The sequence below is a fragment of the Streptomyces sp. NBC_00727 genome (assembly GCF_045161745.1).
Classification (GTDB): Bacteria; Actinomycetota; Actinomycetes; order Streptomycetales; family Streptomycetaceae; genus Streptomyces.
This window is the reverse complement of sequence record NZ_CP108981.1, coordinates 724,783-741,805: the sequence shown is the minus strand read 5'-3', so window position 1 is coordinate 741,805 and position 17,023 is coordinate 724,783. Positions and strand designations below refer to the sequence as shown.

Annotated in this window: 11 protein-coding genes and 1 pseudogene; 5 read left to right on the top strand and 7 right to left on the bottom strand. The window is 74.5% G+C overall.

The features are described 5' to 3' along the window. Nucleotides 1–122: 122 nt before the first annotated feature. On the top strand, nt 123–1,289 hold the full coding sequence (locus tag OG242_RS03185) for an exonuclease SbcCD subunit D (protein ID WP_405896688.1): 1,167 nt from the start codon (nt 123–125) through the stop codon (nt 1,287–1,289). Beyond that, complete coding sequence (locus OG242_RS03180) at nt 1,286–4,321, top strand: AAA family ATPase (protein WP_405896687.1); 3,036 nt, start codon at nt 1,286–1,288, stop codon at nt 4,319–4,321. The genes OG242_RS03185 and OG242_RS03180 overlap by 4 nt, the downstream gene beginning before the upstream one ends. Here the strand turns inward: OG242_RS03180 and OG242_RS03175 are convergent. Further along, complete coding sequence (locus tag OG242_RS03175) at nt 4,311–4,757, bottom strand: Lrp/AsnC family transcriptional regulator (protein ID WP_405896686.1); 447 nt, start codon at nt 4,755–4,757, stop codon at nt 4,311–4,313. The two genes, OG242_RS03180 and OG242_RS03175, sit on opposite strands and share 11 nt — an antisense overlap. 93 nt (nt 4,758–4,850) lie before the next feature. On the opposite strand from OG242_RS03175, the gene OG242_RS03170 reads away from it, so the two are divergent. Further along, nucleotides 4,851–5,339 (top strand): rhodanese-like domain-containing protein, encoded by a 489-nt coding sequence (locus OG242_RS03170; protein ID WP_405896685.1) that lies wholly within the window; start codon nt 4,851–4,853, stop codon nt 5,337–5,339. A gap of 48 nt (nt 5,340–5,387) precedes the next feature. Here the strand turns inward: OG242_RS03170 and OG242_RS03165 are convergent, their stop codons facing one another. After that, on the bottom strand, nt 5,388–7,073 hold the full coding sequence (locus tag OG242_RS03165; protein WP_405896684.1) for a DUF885 domain-containing protein: 1,686 nt from the start codon (nt 7,071–7,073) through the stop codon (nt 5,388–5,390). A gap of 38 nt (nt 7,074–7,111) precedes the next feature. After that, complete coding sequence (locus tag OG242_RS03160) at nt 7,112–7,633, bottom strand: Lrp/AsnC family transcriptional regulator (protein WP_405896683.1); 522 nt, start codon at nt 7,631–7,633, stop codon at nt 7,112–7,114. Nucleotides 7,634–7,692: 59 nt separating this feature from the next. Between OG242_RS03160 and OG242_RS03155 the strand changes: the two genes are divergently transcribed. Further along, complete coding sequence (locus tag OG242_RS03155) at nt 7,693–8,943, top strand: trans-sulfuration enzyme family protein (protein ID WP_405896682.1); 1,251 nt, start codon at nt 7,693–7,695, stop codon at nt 8,941–8,943. On the opposite strand, the gene OG242_RS03150 is transcribed toward OG242_RS03155, so the two are convergent. The 4 genes from OG242_RS03150 to OG242_RS03135 form a co-directional block, all read right to left on the bottom strand. Continuing rightward, on the bottom strand, nt 8,870–10,273 hold the full coding sequence (locus OG242_RS03150; RefSeq protein WP_405896681.1) for a GNAT family N-acetyltransferase: 1,404 nt from the start codon (nt 10,271–10,273) through the stop codon (nt 8,870–8,872). The genes OG242_RS03155 and OG242_RS03150 overlap by 74 nt on opposite strands. 278 nt (nt 10,274–10,551) lie before the next feature. Continuing rightward, complete coding sequence (locus OG242_RS03145; RefSeq protein WP_405896680.1) at nt 10,552–13,212, bottom strand: DUF6493 family protein; 2,661 nt, start codon at nt 13,210–13,212, stop codon at nt 10,552–10,554. Next, nucleotides 13,209–14,582, bottom strand: coding sequence for an SWIM zinc finger family protein (locus OG242_RS03140; protein ID WP_405896679.1), 1,374 nt, complete (start codon nt 14,580–14,582; stop codon nt 13,209–13,211). The genes OG242_RS03145 and OG242_RS03140 overlap by 4 nt, the downstream gene beginning before the upstream one ends. Nucleotides 14,583–14,628: 46 nt before the next feature. Beyond that, entirely contained in the window at nt 14,629–16,074 is a 1,446-nt protein-coding gene (locus OG242_RS03135) for a PLP-dependent aminotransferase family protein (protein ID WP_405896678.1), read from the bottom strand. A 47-nt stretch (nt 16,075–16,121) separates the two neighbouring features. Here OG242_RS03135 and OG242_RS03130 point away from each other — a divergent pair. Further along, nucleotides 16,122–16,970: pseudogene (locus OG242_RS03130) on the top strand (DMT family transporter); the annotation flags it as partial. Nucleotides 16,971–17,023 lie beyond the last annotated feature (53 nt).

The window sequence follows — 17,023 nt, the reverse complement described above, 5'->3', positions numbered from 1 at the left end:
GGCCCGAGGCGGTGTCCGGCCGGTCCTTCGCGGACGTGCCCTTCGGGCTCCCGGCGGGATGGGACACTGTGGGACGTGAGGGCACAGGGGCGGAGGAAGCGCATGCGGACCGGAGCCGGGTCTTGAGGATTCTGCACACATCGGACTGGCACCTGGGCCGGTCGTTCCACCGGGTCCCCCTGCTCGACGCGCAGGCCGCCTACCTCGACCACCTGGTGGCCGCCGTCCAGGAGCACCAGGTCGACGCCGTCGTTGTGGCGGGTGACGTGTACGACAGGGCGGTACCCCCGCTCAGTGCCGTGCGGCTCTTCGACGACGTCCTGCACTGCCTCGCCGACGCCGGGGTGCCCACGGTGATGATCTCCGGCAACCACGACTCGGCCCGCAGGCTCGGCGTCGGCGCCGGGCTCATCGGCCGGGCCGGCATCCACCTGCGAACCGACCCCGAGCACTGCGCCACCCCCGTCGTGCTCCCCGACGCGCACGGCGACGTCGCGTTCTACGGGCTCCCGTACCTGGAGCCGGCCCTGGTCAAGGACACCTTCAAGGCCCAGCGCGCCGGGCACGAGGCCGTGCTGACCGCCGCCATGGACCGCGTCCGCGCCGATCTCGCCGGGCGCCCGGACACCACCCGGTCCGTCGTCCTCGCCCACGCCTTCGTCGCCGGCGGCGAGCCCAGCGACAGCGAACGCGACATCACGGTCGGCGGCGTCGCCGCGGTCCCGGCCGGCGTCTTCGACGGCGTCGACTACGTGGCGCTCGGCCACCTCCACGGCAGCCAGGCCGTCACCGACCGCGTCCGGTACTCCGGCTCCCCGCTCGCCTACTCCTTCTCCGAGGCCACCCACCGCAAGACCATGTGGCTCATCGACCTGGACGCCTCGGGCGCCGTCACCGGCGAGCGCGTCGACTGCCCGGTGCCGCGCCGCCTCGCCCGGCTGCACGGCCGGCTCGACGACCTCCTCGACGACCCGGCCCTCGACCGTCACGAGGACGCCTGGGTGGAGGCCACCCTCACCGACCCGGTCCGCCCCGCCGACCCCATGGCCCGGCTCACCGAACGCTTCCCGCACACCCTCAGCCTCGTCTTCGAACCGGAGCGGGCACCCGACGACCCGGACATCTCGTACGCCCGCCGGCTGCGCGGCCGCGACGACCAGAGCATCGCGGAGGACTTCGTGGCCCACGTACGTGGCGGCTGCGGGACCAACGAGCACGAACGGGCGGTGCTGCGCGGCGCCTTCGACCACGTGCGGGTCGACGACGGCGTGCGCGAGGTGAACCGGTGAGGCTCCACACCCTGCGCATCACCGCGTTCGGCCCCTTCGGCGCGACCCAGGAGATCGACTTCGACGCCCTCTCCGCCGCCGGCCTCTTCCTGCTGCACGGACCGACCGGCGCCGGGAAGACCTCCGTCCTGGACGCCGTCTGCTACGCCTTGTACGGGGCGGTCCCCGGCGCCCGGCAGAGCCCCGGCACCTCGCTGCGCAGCGACCACGCCCCGGTGGACCTGCCGACCGAGGTCCTGCTCGACCTCACCGTCGGCGGGCGGCGGCTGGAGATCACCCGGCGTCCCGCCCAGCCCCGCCCCAAGAAGCGCGGCGGCGGCCACACCACGGAGAAGGCGCAGAGCTGGCTGCGCGAGTACGACTCCGAGGAGGGCTGGCGGGCGCTCAGCAAGTCGCACCAGGAGATCGGCGAGGAGATCACCCAGCTCGTCGGGATGAGCCGGGAGCAGTTCTGCCAGGTGGTCCTCCTGCCGCAGGGCGACTTCGCGCGCTTCCTGCGCGCCGACGCCGAGGCGCGGGGCCGGCTCCTCGGCCGGCTCTTCGACACCCGGCGCTTCGCGGCCGTCGAGGAGCGCCTCGCCGACCTGCGCCGCACGGCCGAGGCACAGGTCAAGGCCGGTGACGACCAGGTGCTCGCGCTCGCCCAGCGCATCGCCCAGGCGGCCGGCGCCGCCGCCCGTGAGTGCGCACTGCCCGACGTCCAGCCCGGCGACCCGGGCCTCGCGGACGCGGTCCTCGGCTGGGCCGCGACCGCTCGCAGCGGCGCCCGCGAACGACTCGACATCGCTGCCCAGGTCCTGGCCACGGCGGAGCACCGGCACGCCGGGGCCCGCCGCGCCCTGGACGACGAACGGGAACTCGCCGTGCTCCAGGAGCGGTACGCCGAGACCCGGCGCCGCGCCGACGCCGTGGAGGCCGGCCGCACCGCCCACGAGGAGGCGCGGGAGCGCCTCGCGCGCGCCCGCAAGGCGGACCTCGTCGCCCCGGCGCTCGACCTGCGCGAGGAGGCGGAGCGGGCTTACCGGCGGGCGAGCGAGGCCCGGGGCCGCGCCCGGGCACGGCTGCCCGAGACCCTGGCCGACGCGGGCGCCGAACAGCTCGCGACCCTGGAGCACCGGCTCCGCGAGGAACTGGGCGGCCTCGAATCCGCGCGCCGCGCCGAGCAGCGCAGCGCCGAGATCGACGACGAACGCGCCGCCCTGGAGCGGCAGGCCCGGGCCGACGAGGAACTGGTCCGCGACACCGAGGGCTGGCTCGCCGGCTGGGAGACCACCCGCCGGGACCTCCAGGGCCGCCTCGACGCGGCGCTGGAGGCCGCGACCCGCACCGAACTGCTGGCCCGCCGCCTCGACCCGGCCCGCCGCCGTCTCGACGCGGCCCGCCGCCGGGACGCCCTGGCCGTCGAGGTGACGGCCGCCGAGCAGCGCCTCGCGGACGCCCGTCAACAGGCGCTCGGCACCCAGGAACGCTGGCTCGACCTGCGGGAGCGCCGCCTGCGCGACATCGCGGCCGAACTCGCCGGACAGCTGGCCGATGGGGCCCCCTGCGCTGTCTGTGGCGCGCAGGACCACCCGGCCCCGGCCCGCCCCTCCGACGGGCATGTCGACCGGGCGACGGAGGAGGCCGCCGAACGTACGCACCGCGAGGCGGTACAGGCCCGCGAGGAGGCGGAGCGGACCGTCGTGCTGGTCGGCGAACGCCATGCGACGGCCGGCGCGGAGGCGGCGGGTAGCGACGACGCAGCCGGCACCGCTCCCACCGTCGCCGCGCTCGCCGCCCTCGTGGACACCTTCGCCGGTGAGCACGCCGAGGCCTACCGGACCGCCGCCGGGGCGCACGCCGCCCGGGAGGCACTGGCCGCCGCCGAGCGGGAGCAGCGGCGGCGGTCCGAGGAGCGGCAGCGGGCCGAGCAGCGCGCCGCCGCACGCACCTCGCGGCGCGAGTCGCTGGACGGCGAACGGGCCTCGCTCGACGAGGTGCTGGACCGGGCGCGCGGCGGGTACGCCGGCGTCGCCGAGCACGCCGCAGTCCTTCAGAGGCGGATCGCCCTGCTCGTCGAGGCGGCCGGCGCGGTGCGCGAGGAGGAGAGCGCGGCGGACCGGCTGAAGGAGGCCGACGACCGGCTCGCGGACGCCGCGTTCCGGGCCGGGTTCGAGACCCCGGAGGCCGCCGCCGCGACGCTGCTCGACGACGCGGGGCAGCGCACGCTCCAGCATCGGATCGACGCCTGGCAGGCCGAGGCGGCGGCGGTCGCGGACCGGCTCGCCGAGACCGCGGCCCGGGAGGCGGTCGCCCGCCCGCCCGCCGCCCCGGACACGGCCCGCGAGGCGTTCGACCGGGCCGAGCGCGCGCTGCGGGAGGCCGCGGCCGGACTCGACGCGGCCCGGGAACGCTGTGCCGAACTCGGCAGGCTCTCGCGCCGGGTGGCGGACGAGGTGCGCGGGCTGGGTCCGGTGCGCGAGGAGTACGAACGCGTTGCCCGGCTCGCCGGGCTCACCGCGGGCACCTCGGCGGACAACGCGCGCAAGATGCGGCTGGAGTCGTACGTGCTCGCGGCCCGGCTGGAGCAGGTCGCGGCGGCGGCCACCGCCCGGCTGCAGCGCATGTCCTCGGGCCGCTACCAGCTCGTCCACTCCGACGCCCGCACGGGGGGCCGCCGGGCGGGGCTCGGCCTGCACGTCATCGACGCCTGGACCGGTCGCGAGCGCGACACCGCCACGCTCTCCGGCGGCGAGACGTTCTTCGCCTCACTCGCCCTGGCGCTCGGCCTCGCCGATGTCGTGACCGACGAGGCCGGAGGCGTACGGCTGGACACCCTGTTCATCGACGAGGGGTTCGGCAGCCTCGACGACCAGACGCTCGACGAAGTGCTCGACGTGCTCGACTCGTTGCGCGAGCGGGACCGCAGCGTCGGCATCGTCAGCCATGTAGCGGACCTGCGCCGCCGCATCCCCGCCCAGCTGGAGGTGGTCAAGGAGCGGCACGGTTCGGCCGTGCGGCTCCGGGCCGGGGCGGACGGGCTCAGCGACTGATCGCGCGTCCGGGCAGCGGCGAGGAGTAGACGACGCTGGTGGTGACCGACCCGAGCGCGCCGATCTTCCCGGAGACGGTCTCCAGATGGCTCATGGAACGGGCCGTCACCTTCAGCACGAAGCAGTCGTCACCGGTCACGTGATGGGCTTCCACGATCTCCGGCGTGGTGTCGAGCAGGTCGTGGAACGGCTTGTAGTTGCCGTTCGGATACCGCAGGCGTACGAAGGCGAGGATCGGCAGCCCGAGCCGTTCCGGATCGACCACGGCCGCGTATCCGCTGATGACCCCCGCCTCCTCCAGCCGGCGGACCCGCTCGGTCACCGCGCTCGGCGACATGGCCACCGCCCGCGCGAGCTCCGCGAACGAGGCGCGGCCCTCGCGCTGCAGCACATCGAGAATGCGCCAGTCGGTGGCATCCGGGGAATAGTCGCTCATACGGACAGACAACCGTGGAATCCCCGGCGGACCAAGCCCACTGCCGGGGATACCGCCTTCCGGACCGGGGATGCCGATCATAGATTTTCAGGCATGACTTCCCAGCCCGGCGCCGCCGCCGCCCACCCTGTCCTGAGCGTCCCGCCCGCCGAACCGGCCGCGGCGGTCGCCTACTTCGGCGCCTCGCTCGCTTTCCACGCCGACGTCTCGGACGTCGCGGCCGTCCTCGCCGGTGGAGGCGACCCCGGCTTCGTCCTGCTCGACTCGCGGTCCACCGAGTCCTGGGACCAGGGGCACATCCCGGGCGCGGTGCACCTGCCGACGGCGCTCATCGCCGAGCAGGCGCCCCGGCTCCTCGACCCGGCCGTGCCGGTGGTCACGTACTGCTGGGGCCCCGGCTGCAACGGCGCCACCCGCGCCGCCCTCGCGCTGGCCCGGCTCGGCTACCGGGTCAAGGAGATGCTGGGCGGCTTCGAGTACTGGGCGCGCGAGGGGTTCTTGTACGAGACCTGGGAGGGCGGCGGGCAGCGCCCGGCCGACCCGCTCACCGCACCGGCCGGCACCGACGACTGCGGCTGCTGACGACGGCCGGGCCCGGGGAGGGCTCCCCGGGACCGGCCGCCGGCGAACTCAGAGGTTCGACAGCTCGTCGACCAGGTCGTCCAGGCCGAGCGGGCCCTGCGACAGGGCCGCCATGTGCCAGGCCTTGAGGTCGAAGGCGTCCCCGTGCGCCGCGCGGGCGTTCTCCCGGCCCAGCAGCCAGGCGCGCTCGCCGAGCTTGTAGCCGATCGCCTGGCCCGGCATCGAGAGATAGCGGGTCAGCTCGCTCTCCACGAAGTCGGCGGGGCGGCCGCTGTGGTTGCCGAAGAACTCCTGCGCCAGCTCCGGCGTCCACCGCTCACCCGGGTGGAACGGCGAATCGGCCGGGATCTCCAGTCCCAGGTGCATGCCGATGTCCACGATCACCCGGCAGGCGCGCATCATCTGTGCGTCCAGGTAACCGAGCCGGCGCTCTGGGTCGGGCAGGAAGCCCAGCTCGTCCATCAGCCGCTCCGCGTACAGCGCCCAGCCCTCGGCGTTGGCGCTGACGATGCCGACGGTCGCCTGGTAGCGCGACAGGCTCTCCGCCACGTGCACCCACTGGGCGAGCTGGAGGTGATGACCCGGCACGCCCTCGTGGTACCAGGTGGACACCAGGTCGTACACCGGGAAACGTGTCTCGCCCATCGTCGGCAGCCAGGTGCGTCCGGGGCGGGAGAAGTCCTCGGAGGGGCCCGTGTAGTACGGGGCGGCGGCGCCGCCGGGCGGGGCGATCCGGGACTCCACCCGGCGGACCCGCTCGGCCAGCTCGAAGTGGGTGCCGTCCAGCGCGTCGATCGCCTCGTCCATCAGCCCCTGCAGCCACGCCTGGACCTCGTCGACACCCTCGATGTGCTTGCCGTGCACGTCGAGATGGGCGAGCGCCTCCCACGGGCCCGCGCCCGGCAGCACCTTCTCGGCCTCGGTCTTCATCTCGGCGAGCAGCCGGTGGTATTCGGACCAGCCGTACGCGTACGCCTCGTCGAGATCCAGGTCGGTGCCGTTGAAGTAGCGCGACCAGCGGGCGTACCGCTCGCGGCCCACCGTGTCGGGCTCGCCCTCGATCCCGGGGGCGTACACCTCGCGCATCCACCGCCGCAGCTCGTCCAGGGCGCCGGTGGCCTGCGCAGCGGCCTCGTCCAGCTCCGAGCGCAGGCTGTCCGGGCCGCCGGCGGCGAAGTCCTGGAAGAAGCCGTTCGCGCCGTCCCCGACCCACTCGTCGAGCTGCCCGATGAACGTGGCGGTGGGCCGCGGACCGCCGTACAGCTTGCGCTCCAGACCGAGCGCCAGCGACTCCTGGTATCCGGCCAGCGCCGCCGGGACGGCCCGCAGCCGCTCGGCGACGGCCGCCCAGTCCTCGTCCGTCTCGGTGGGCGTGAGCGTGAACACCTCACGGACCGAGTGCGCCGGGGAGTGCAGGTTGGAGACGGCCCGCAGCGCCTCGTCCGCCTCGTGGACGGCGAGTTCGGCCGTCAGCCGCTCCCGGAGCAGCCGGCCGCAGCGGCGCTCGGCGTCGTCGGCCGCGCCGGGCAGCTGCTCCGCGCGGTCCAGCCGCGCGAGGGTGTCCCGGGCCAGCGCGGCCAGTTGTTCCTGGCCGGCGGGGGAGAAGTCGGGAAGGCGGCGAGAGCTTGCCGCGACACCCAGATAGGTGCCGGAGATCGGGTCGAGTTCGATGAATGCGTCGACGTAGGCGTCGGCGACCTGACGCGGCAGTGCGCTGTTGGAAGAGTCTGACATGTGGACATCCTCGTACGCGGAGGGGCCCCGCGTCACTATCAATCGGCGGGACGGACCTGACCCGGCACCGGCCCGGCCGTCGTCCCCGGCCCGGGCGGCAGGAGTGGACCGCACTCCCACTGCTGGAAGATCAGCCGCGTCTCCACCCGGGCCACCTCGCGCCGAGAGGTGAACTCGTCGAGCACGAGCCGCTGCAGGTCCGCCGTGTCCGCCACGGCCACATGCACCAGATAGTCGTCCGGGCCGGTCAGGTGGAACAGGGCGCGCGACTCCGGCAGCGACCTGATCCGTTCGACGAACGGCCCGATCAGCTCCCGGCGGTGCGGACGCACCTGCACGGAGAGCAGCGCTTCGAGCCCCCGCCCGAGCCGGGCCGGGTCCAGCCGCAGCTGGTGCCCGAGGATGACGCCGGTGCGGCGCAGCCGGGTCACCCGGTCCAGGCATGTCGAGGGGGCGACGCCGACCTCGGCCGCCAGCTCCCGGTAGGTGGTCCGGGCGTCGTTCTGCAACAGCCGCAGAATGTGCAGATCGACCGTGTCGAGAGCGACGGAATCAGTCATTCGCCGAACGTAGCACGGGGTTTCGGCAGGCTGATCCGGTGAGCGTTCAGAGTGCTGGCATGGACACCGAATCCGTGCTGCCGCCCTCGACGACAACCCCGTCCCGGGCGCTCGCCACCGAAGCCGTGCACGCCGGACGCGACGACCTCGCGGCCCTCGGCCTGCACGCCGCGCCGATCGACCTGTCGACCACCTACCCCTCGTACGACTCCCGGGCGGAGGCTGAGCGGATCGACACGTTCGCCACCACCGGGGCACGGCTCGACGGGCCGCCCGTCTACGCCCGGCTCGACAACCCGACGACCGCCCGCTTCGAAACGGCACTGGCCCGGCTCGAAGGCACCGCGAGCGCCGTGTCGTTCGCCAGCGGCATGGCCGCGCTGACCGCCGTCCTGCTCGCCCGCGCGAGCGCGGGGCTGCGCCATGTGGTCGCCGTGCGGCCGCTGTACGGGTGCAGCGACCACCTGCTGGGCGCCGGGCTCCTCGGCACCGAGGTGACCTGGACGGACCCGGCAGGCATCGCCGACGCCATCCGGCCCGACACGGGTCTGGTGATCGTGGAGACGCCCGCCAACCCGACCCTCGCCGAGATCGACATCAGGGCCGTCGCGCACTCCTGCGGATCGGTGCCGCTCCTCGTCGACAACACCTTCGCGACGCCCGTCCTGCAGCGCCCCGTCGAGCACGGTGCGCGGATCGTCCTGCACAGTGCGACGAAGTACCTGGGCGGCCACGGCGACGTGATGGGCGGAGTCGTCGCCTGCGACGAGGAGTTCGCTGCCGTGCTGCGCCAGGTGCGCTTCGCCACCGGAGGCGTCCTGCACCCGATGGCCGGCTATCTGCTGCTACGGGGCCTGTCCACCCTGCCGGTACGGGTCCGGGCCGCCTCCGCGAGCGCCGCCGAACTCGCCCGCAGGCTCTCCGCCGACCCGCGAATCGCCCGCGTCCTCTACCCGGAACTCGGCGGCGCCATGGTCTCGTTCGAGGTCTACGGAGACCCGCACCAGGTCATCGCGGGCGTCCGGCTGATCACGCCCGCCGTCAGCCTCGGCAGCGTCGACACCCTCATCCAGCACCCGGCCTCCATCAGCCACCGCATCGTGGAAGAGGGGGACCGGCACGCGTCCGGCGTCGGCGACCGGCTGCTGCGCATGTCGGTCGGCCTGGAGGACGTCGAGGATCTGTGGGCCGACCTGTGCCAGGCGCTCAGCGGCGGGGAGCCCCTACGCCGTGGGCTCAGCGCTCAGCCTGTTCGTACGGCGGCTGCGGCTGCGGGGAGTGTGCCGGGTTCGGGGCAAGGCGCGCGGTGATCACGAGGGTGCCCTCCTCGATCTGGTAGTCGAGCGGCAGCGAGAGCGCGCGCATGGCGGCGACCATGCCGGTGTTCGACGCCTGGGTGACGGCGTAGACGCTCTCGCAGCCGGCCTCGCCGGCCATCGCCACCAGACGGGCCAGCAGTTCGGAGCCGATGCCGCGCCGCTGCCACTCGTCCTCGACGAGCAGGGCCACCTCGGTCTCGTCACCGTCCCAGAGCAGATGGCCGAGGCCGACCAGCCGCCCGGAGGCCGTCTGCACCGCCAGGGTGCGGCCGAAGCGCGGGCTCAGCAGGTGGTCCAGGTAGCGGTCCGCGTCCCGGACCGGGCCGTGGTAGCGCAGCCGCAGGGTCTGCTCCGTGCAGCGCCCGTGCATGGCCACCGCTGCTTCGAGGTCGGCCCGGTCCGCCCGGCGGACGGTGATCTCGTTGCCCTCGGGCAGCGTCAGGACCTGCTCGCCGCGTGGGACTCGGGGGCCGAGCCGGGCGTCGAGCTCCACCAGTGCGCGGGCCCGCGCGAACTCCGTGGGCGTAAACGGGAGATAGGGCCGCTCGACGGTGATGACGCCCCCCGACGGATCGCGCAGCCGCATCACCGTCTCTTCCAGCACCCCTTCGACCGGGGCGCTCTCGCCGGTGGCGCGCCCGCTGACCGACACGGCGGGCAGCGAGTGGATCGTGCACCGGCCGAGCAGCTGACGCAGGGCGAGGGGGAGTTCGGCGGCGTCGAGGGCGGTTCGGGTGGCGAGGCCGAGCACCCGCGTCGGGGCGTCGACCAGGTCGTGGGCGTCGGCCCGCTCGGTCCAGGTGGAGCTGCCGCCGGCGGCCGACACCGCGCGGGCCAGCTGCTGGGCCGGCAGCGAGGCGGGCACCCGCAGCAGGAACTCATCGACCGTGCCCTGCGCCAGCGGGTGCGTCTGGAGCGTGAGGATGTCGATCCCGTGCCGGGCCAGCACCGTGCACAGCGCGGCGAGACTGCCCGGGGCGTCCCGCACGGTGGTCCGCATCCGCCACAGCACGGTGTCGCCGGGCGCGGCCGGCCGGGCCTTCTCGTCGGGCACGTCCGTGTCCGTTCCCGTGCCCGTGGATTCGGGCGGCAGGGGCGGGGCGTGGCTGTGGCGCCGTGCCCACCAGGTGTGGAACGCGGCGGTCGCGGTCAGCGCCACGGCAGAGGCGATGAGCAGGTACGGGCCGTCCGGCTGGTGCCCGATCAGGTTGGCGATCGCGTCGGCGACCGCCACCGCCGTGAACAGCGCGGCGAGTTCGATCATGTCCCGCCGCCAGTGGTGGGGGCGGGGGGCACTCTTCGCGGATGTCGCATCAGTCATGAATCCACTGTGACCGCACCGTGTTGCCTGATCACGAACGCTTTGTGACCGATGGGTTAATCGAGCATCCGGCTTCCTATCGTCGGTTTCCCGCGCGTGGGGAGCGCGTTTCGAAGGCGCGGGCGAGGGCCGTCCGAGGGGCCGGTACGGGGCCCGTCCCTCGGTCGCCGCGCTGGTACGGGGCCCGTCCCGCCTCGGGCCGCCGCGCTGGTACGGGGCCCGTCCCGCCTCGGGCCGCCGCACCGGTACGGGGCCCGTCCTTCGGGCCGCCGCGCTGGTCAGCCGGCTTCCGCCCGGCACGCGGTCTCCAGGCGTATCGCCTGCCTCACCAGCTGGGTCGTCCCGCCGCGCGCGGCCGTCGCGGCCAGACCCGGTACGGGGCCGGTGCGTGGCGGCCCGGAGCGCTCCGCGCACCCCGCCGCCACAGCGAGCAGATCGCTCAGCCCCCGGGGCGCCCGCTCCCGGCCGAGCAGCGCGGGCAGCGCCGGCACCAGCACGGACAGGACCGTCCCGTACGCGCCGGTCTCCGCCGCCGTGCGGACCGCGTCCGCCAGTCGGTTCGGCTTGACCGACTCCTGTTCGAGCAGCACGGCCAGCTCGCCGCCGAGCAGCCCGGCATCCAGCCGCCCCCGCGCCGCCAGCACCAGCAGGGCGTCCACGGCCGCGAGCCGGTCCTCCGCGTGCCTGGCGCCCAGCCCGTATGCCAGAGCGAGATGCATGGCCCCGCCGGCCGGCCCGCCGGTCTCGGCGAGCGCGGGCAGCAGCCAGGTGCGGCCGCGCTCTTCCTGCACGCACGCCGCGACGGAGGGCAGCAGCCAGGCCGCCAGCGTTTCCCCGTCCTCGGGAAGGGTGGCGATCCACTGCGGGGACTCCGCTATCCAGCAGTAGCAGTTCTGGTCGCTGGGGGAGTGCGCGCTCCCGAGCCAGTGGAAGGGCCGCGGAAACTTCTGCCGGACGAGCGGGTTCTCCCCGGTGGCCAGCAGCGCGCGCCGCGCCTTGATCACCGTCTGCCGCAGCCAGTCGCGGCCGATGTGGACGTCCGTGTCCACATGGCGGGGGGCCACGGCCGCCACCGGCTCGTCCGCCCGGAGCCATGCCGCCAGGCGGTCGCCCTCGTCGGTGCGCAGCGCGGCGGCCTGCCTCGCGGCCTCCTCCTCGCCTGTGCGCCGCACCCGCAGCAGGGCCTGGGCGAAGTCGACGGGCCCGGCCGACACGCCCAGCGACCGGTAACCGCGCAGCCGTTCGACCAGTTCCCCTGCGTCGATGGTCCCCGTATGCCAGGTGGGGGTGGCCAGCAGGTACGGCAGCCTGCCCGACCGCACCTCGGCGGCCGCCTCCCACAGCCGGGCGTACAGGATGCCGTTGAGGGCGTCATGGCAGCAACGGCCCGCACCCGTCCGGCGGGCCTGCCCGTCGTGCACGCTCTTCCGCGAGACCCGCCCGAGCAGGGACGCCGCGACGATGTGCAGGCTGTCGTTGTTGCGGAACATCCGCCACTCGGCCTCCCCCTTGGGAGCGGTGGCCCACCACTGGCCGGCGAGCGCGGGCTCCAGGGCCGTGACCAGCTCCTCCCTCCCGGTGTGGGCGTACCGGACGAGCCCGTCCAGGGCCCGTTCGAACGCGGTGATGTCCTCCGGGCCCGGGCCGAGCAGGACCGCTGTCACCACCTCCGTCAGCTCGGCGACCGAGCCGGGCGGCGGGCCGACGGGACGCGGGGCGGGCGGCGGCGGGAGGACCTCCTCGTACGCCGTCTCCGGCTCGTCCTCCAACAGCTCACCGAACACGGCGCGCGCCGCCTCCCGGTGCACCGGCGCCAGCAGCGAGGCCATCCGGGCCGCCTCCTCCCGGACCTCCGGAGTCGCGGCGGGAAGGGCGCGGGCGGCCAGCTTCAGCGCCCGCTCCTGGGCGTCGATATCCGGGTGCCCGAAGACGTCGGCGATCACCGGCAGCAGCACGTCGGCCGTCGAGGCATCCCGGCGCAGCACCTTCCCCAGGTGGATCAACTGGGCGCGCACCAGCTTCTTCTCGGTGCGGAAGAGCACCGATCCGGACACCTCGGCCAACTGCCGCACGGTGAGCCCCCCTTGGGCGTCGAGCCGGGCCAGCACCTCCTGGGCGTGACCGGCCACCGGCGAAGGCCCGTCGGCCGCCATCGCCATCCAGTCGGCGACCCGCGCCGCCTCCTCGTCGGCGGTGGGCTCGAGACCGCGCACCACCAGTAGGCAGAAGCGCAGGTCGACGGGCTTGCCGCCGCGCAGCAGACGCGCGACACAACTGTCCAGCAGGGCCGCACGATCGAGCCGTCCCCCTGCCACCAGGGCGGTCAGGGCGGCCGGCCAGTACGCGCCGGGGGAGCGGCTGTCGACCCAGGCGACCACCGGCGGCAGCTCCGGCATCGTCAGGAGATGCGGAACCAGGACGTCGAGATGCGCGTCCGCCCGCAGCACATCGATCAGCGGCTTCTCGGGCCTCGACTGCCATCTCGTGCCGTTGACCCGCTCGGCCCATGCCCGGACCATGCCGTCGGAGGCGGGCAGCGGGCAGCCCGCCCTGCGGGCCAGCTCCGCGATGAGCCGGTACTCCGCGTCGGACTCCACGGCGCGCGCGGCCAGCCGCCGGGCGAGATCGGCGAGCCAGGCCGGATCGCGGTCACCGAGTACCTCCAGCACCCATGGGTACGGCGAGTGCACCCAGTCGCGCATGTCCCGTGCGCCGAGCCAGGTCGCGCAGCCGGCCGCCCCCGTGTGGCAGCCCGCGCCGGCCACCAGCAAGGCCTTCCGGGCCCTGGTGCGCTCGCCCCAGGCCCAGCCGCGCGCCTCCTTGCGCAGCACCTTCAACTCTTCGAGCGCCGCTTTGCGTCCGCCCCGGTCGAGCCGGGTCAGCAGGGCCTTGATGTCGTCCACGCGGCCCTCACGTACCGCGTCGAGCAGGGTCGTCATCGCACACCTCCGGCGACCGTCGCGCCACGACGGATCATGCGGACGGCCAGGGCGTGCTTGCACGGGCCGCGCCGGCCCCGGTAGTCCGCCCACCACTGGCAGGTGCAGCTGAGCGCACCGGACCGCTCGCGCACCTGGTATTGCCGGTCGCCCGAACGCACCGCCGCCACCTCGCCGTCCAGGACCACCGCACCCTCCCGCGCCAGCTTCCGCGCCGCCACCAGCCGGGGATTGTGCCGCTCGGCGCGGTCCGCGTCGTACGGCAGCTCACGGTGGAAGTACGCCGCGTCCGCGAGGTCGTAGCCCACCCGGCCGGCCGTTCCCAGCCGGACCAGCGCGGCCCGCACCCGCTCCACCGGAAGGCCGGACTCCGCTGCCAGCCGGTCCGGCTCGATCCGCGGCTCCCACGCCAGCAGCACCGAGACCAGGTCCGCGTCGGCCGCGGCGTCGTCCGTGGCCAGCGCCTCCAGGACCCCGCCCTCACCGGAGAACCCGCGCGAGGCGTCGGGCGACAGCGTCAGCGTGAGCCGCATTCCGGGAAGAACGACCTCCCAGGCGCTCGCGGTGGCCGCGCCGTCGGCCACCGGCCCGTACACGCGCAGCGCCGACGCGTACCGCAGCACGCGCTGCAGGGCGGCCAGCCGCTGAGGGCCGGGAAGGCAGACGGCCCCGGGAACCGGGCGGGTCGTGGGCCGCAGCGTCTGCCCGGCCGGCACCACCCACTGCGCACCACGCGTGGCCGGCCCCGACGACCTGGGCAGCGACCTCAGGAACCGTACGGCCTCGGGCGCCGGGAGCTCCGCCCGCAGGTCGAAGGAGGCGGAGACCACCTGCGCCTCGGCGAAGCCCCGCAGCCAGCGGTCGGGCAGCGGCACCTTCTTCTCCACGACGGAACCGCCCGTCGTGGTGACCGCCATCTCCTGCGGGCCCACCCGCAGATGCAGCGGCTCGTCGCCGCCTATCCGCGAAAGCGCCTCCCGGAGCGGATTGTTCACGTCCACATTGGTGGTGCCGTGGCCCGTCCCGACACCTTCCAGTCCCTCGCTCAGCACGTCGAGCCGCGCGTACACCCCGCAGCACCCGGAGAACGACTCGAAGCGCAGCCGGTCGCCGTTGCCCGTCACCACCGGGTCGAGCGAGGACAGCAGCGTCCGCTGGTAGTAGCGCGCGGCTGCGACGTCCGCCACGGCGAGCAGTCCCCGCGCGGCGATGTGCGGCGAGGCGAGGAAGCCCGCGAAGAAGCGCGGGTGGGCCTCGGCGCCGAGCGGAGTGGAGCCGCCGGCCGTCTCCAGGCCGAGCAACCGCCCGGCCTGCGACGAAGCCAGCGCGGAAGGACGTGAGTAGGCCAGGGCCTGCACGGTTCGGGTCATGGAAAAACCGTAGAACCCGCCACTGACAATCGGCCTCCGTCGCAGGTCAACTGGGGTTCCGGCCAAGGCCGGCGAGCGCGCGCACCCCACGCACGATGTCCGCCGGAGCCAGATGCGCGTAACCGAGTACCAGACGTACGCAATCGTCCGCCGGCCGCGCAGCCCCGTACTCGCGCAACAGGCGTACGGCGATCCCCGCACCGGCCGCGCGCTCGGCGAACTCCTCCTCGGGGCCCCAGCCTGCGGGCAGCCGGGCAATGGCGTGCAGACCCGCCGCCACGCCGCTCACCTCGGAGCCGGGGACGTGCTCGGCCAGTGCCCGCGTCAGCGCGTCGCGGCGCTCCCGGTACGCGCGCTGACAGCGCCTCAACTGGCGGTCGTAGCCCCCGCCCGACACGAAGTCGGCGAGCACCGCCTGATCGAGCGCCGGGTTCCCGAGGTCCATCGTCCGCTTCCGGTCGACGAGTTCGGCGGTCATCGACGCCGGCGCGATCAGCCAGCCCAGACGGAGCCCCGGAGCCAGCGACTTGCTCACCGAACCGGTGTAGGCGACGCGTTCCGGATCGAGTCCCTGGAGTGCGCCGACGGGGGCGCGGTCATAGCGGAAGTCACCGTCGTAGTCGTCCTCGACAACGAGTCCGCTCGTCTCCCGCGCCCACTCCAGGAGCCGGCTGCGCCGGGCGGCGGAGTACGCCACCCCGGTCGGGAACTGGTGGGCCGGGGTCGTCACCACGGCCCGCACACCAGAGCGCGTCAGCGGTTCCAGGGCCAGCCCTTCGTCGTCGAGCGGCACCGGCACCGTCGCCACCCCGGCCGAGGCGAAGAGCGCCGCGTGCTCGGGGCTTCCCGGGTCCTCCAGCCCGACCGTCCGAATCCCGCGTCCGCGCAGGACGAAACCGAGCAGCGTCGTCGCCTGCGCCACCCCGGAACAGACCAGCAGCCGCTCCGGATCGGCGACCACCCCGCGCCGCCGCGTCAGCAGTGCGGCCAGGGCGTCGCGCAACTCCGGAAGACCGCGCGGGTCCGGGTAGCCGAGAGCGCCGTGCGGCAGCCGGCCGAGCGCGGAACGGTGGGCGGCGGCCCAGGCGCTGCGCGGGAAGAGCGAAAGATCCGGCGTGCCCGGACGGAAGTCGACGCTGACGCCACGGGCGCGCGGCGCCAGGTCCCGCGCACCACCCGCCGCCGCCCGCGCGGACCCGCTCACCCAGGTCCCCGAGCCCCGCCCGCTGCGCAGATAGCTCTCGGCCGTCAGCTGTTCGTACGCCTCGGTCACCAGGCCGCGCGAGACCCCCAGATCGGCGGCCAGCTCGCGGCTGGACGGCAGTCGTGTCCCCGGCGCCAGACGGCCCGAGCGGACCGCCTCGCGCAGCGCCGCCTGGAGCGCCCGGCCGCGGCCACGGGCCGGAGCGGAGGCCACCGGCAAGAGCAACTCCCAGGCCGCCGAGACGGATTCACGGCCACCGGCAGGCTGATTGGTCCCCGAAGCTGTCATGGAAGTGGACCTTAATCCGAGCCACCGCGCTCCCTAGCGTCGGTCCCATGAACGCGACCTCACTGCGCGGCCCCCTGCTCGCCGCCTTCGCCTGCGTCCTCGTCGGCGCCTCCTTCACGGCCAACAGCGTCCTCGGCGACTACCCGTACGCAGGCGGCCAGGCGCTGCGCTACGGCTTCGCGGCGCTGCTCCTGCTGCCCCTCATCCACCGGGAAGGCGAACCGCGCCCCGCCGCCACCCTGCGCAGGCTCACCGGCCGCCAGTGGGGGCGGCTCGCGCTGCTCGCCGCCGTCGGCATGGTCGGCTTCAACCTCGCCGTCCTGACCGCCGAACGCTCCGCGGAACCCGCTGTTCCGGGCGTCTTCGTCGGCTGCGCCCCGATCGTCGTGGCCGTGCTCGTACCCTTGCTGGAAGGGCGGCGGCCGACACGTCCCGTGCTGTACGCGGCGGCTCTGGTCGCCGCGGGCGCCTGCACGGTCCAGGGATGGGGGCGCACCGACCTGGCCGGCATCCTGTGCTCCGTCGGAGCGCTGGCCGGTGAGGTGGGCTTCGCCGTTCTCGCGGTGCCGGTGCTGCGCCCGCTGGGCCCGAAGCTGCTGTCCGCGACGGTGTGTGCGATCGCGGCGGCCGAGTCGGCGGTGCTCGGCCTGGTGCTGGACGGCGTCGGCTTCCTGCGGATGCCGACGGGGGCCGAGGCGCTGGCGCTGATCTGGCAGGCGGCCGTCGTGACGGTCATCGGTTTCGTCTGCTGGTACATGGGCATGCAGCGCATCGGCGCCGAGCGCGCCACCCTCTTCTCCGGACTGATCCCGGTCTCCGCCGCGCTCACCGCCCCGCTGGTGGGCACCGGCTCCTACGGTCTCGCCCAGGCCGCGGGCTCCTGCCTCGTCGGCCTCGGCGTGGCCATCGGCTCCGGAGTGCTGGGGCGGCGCGGCGAAGACCGGGCGGC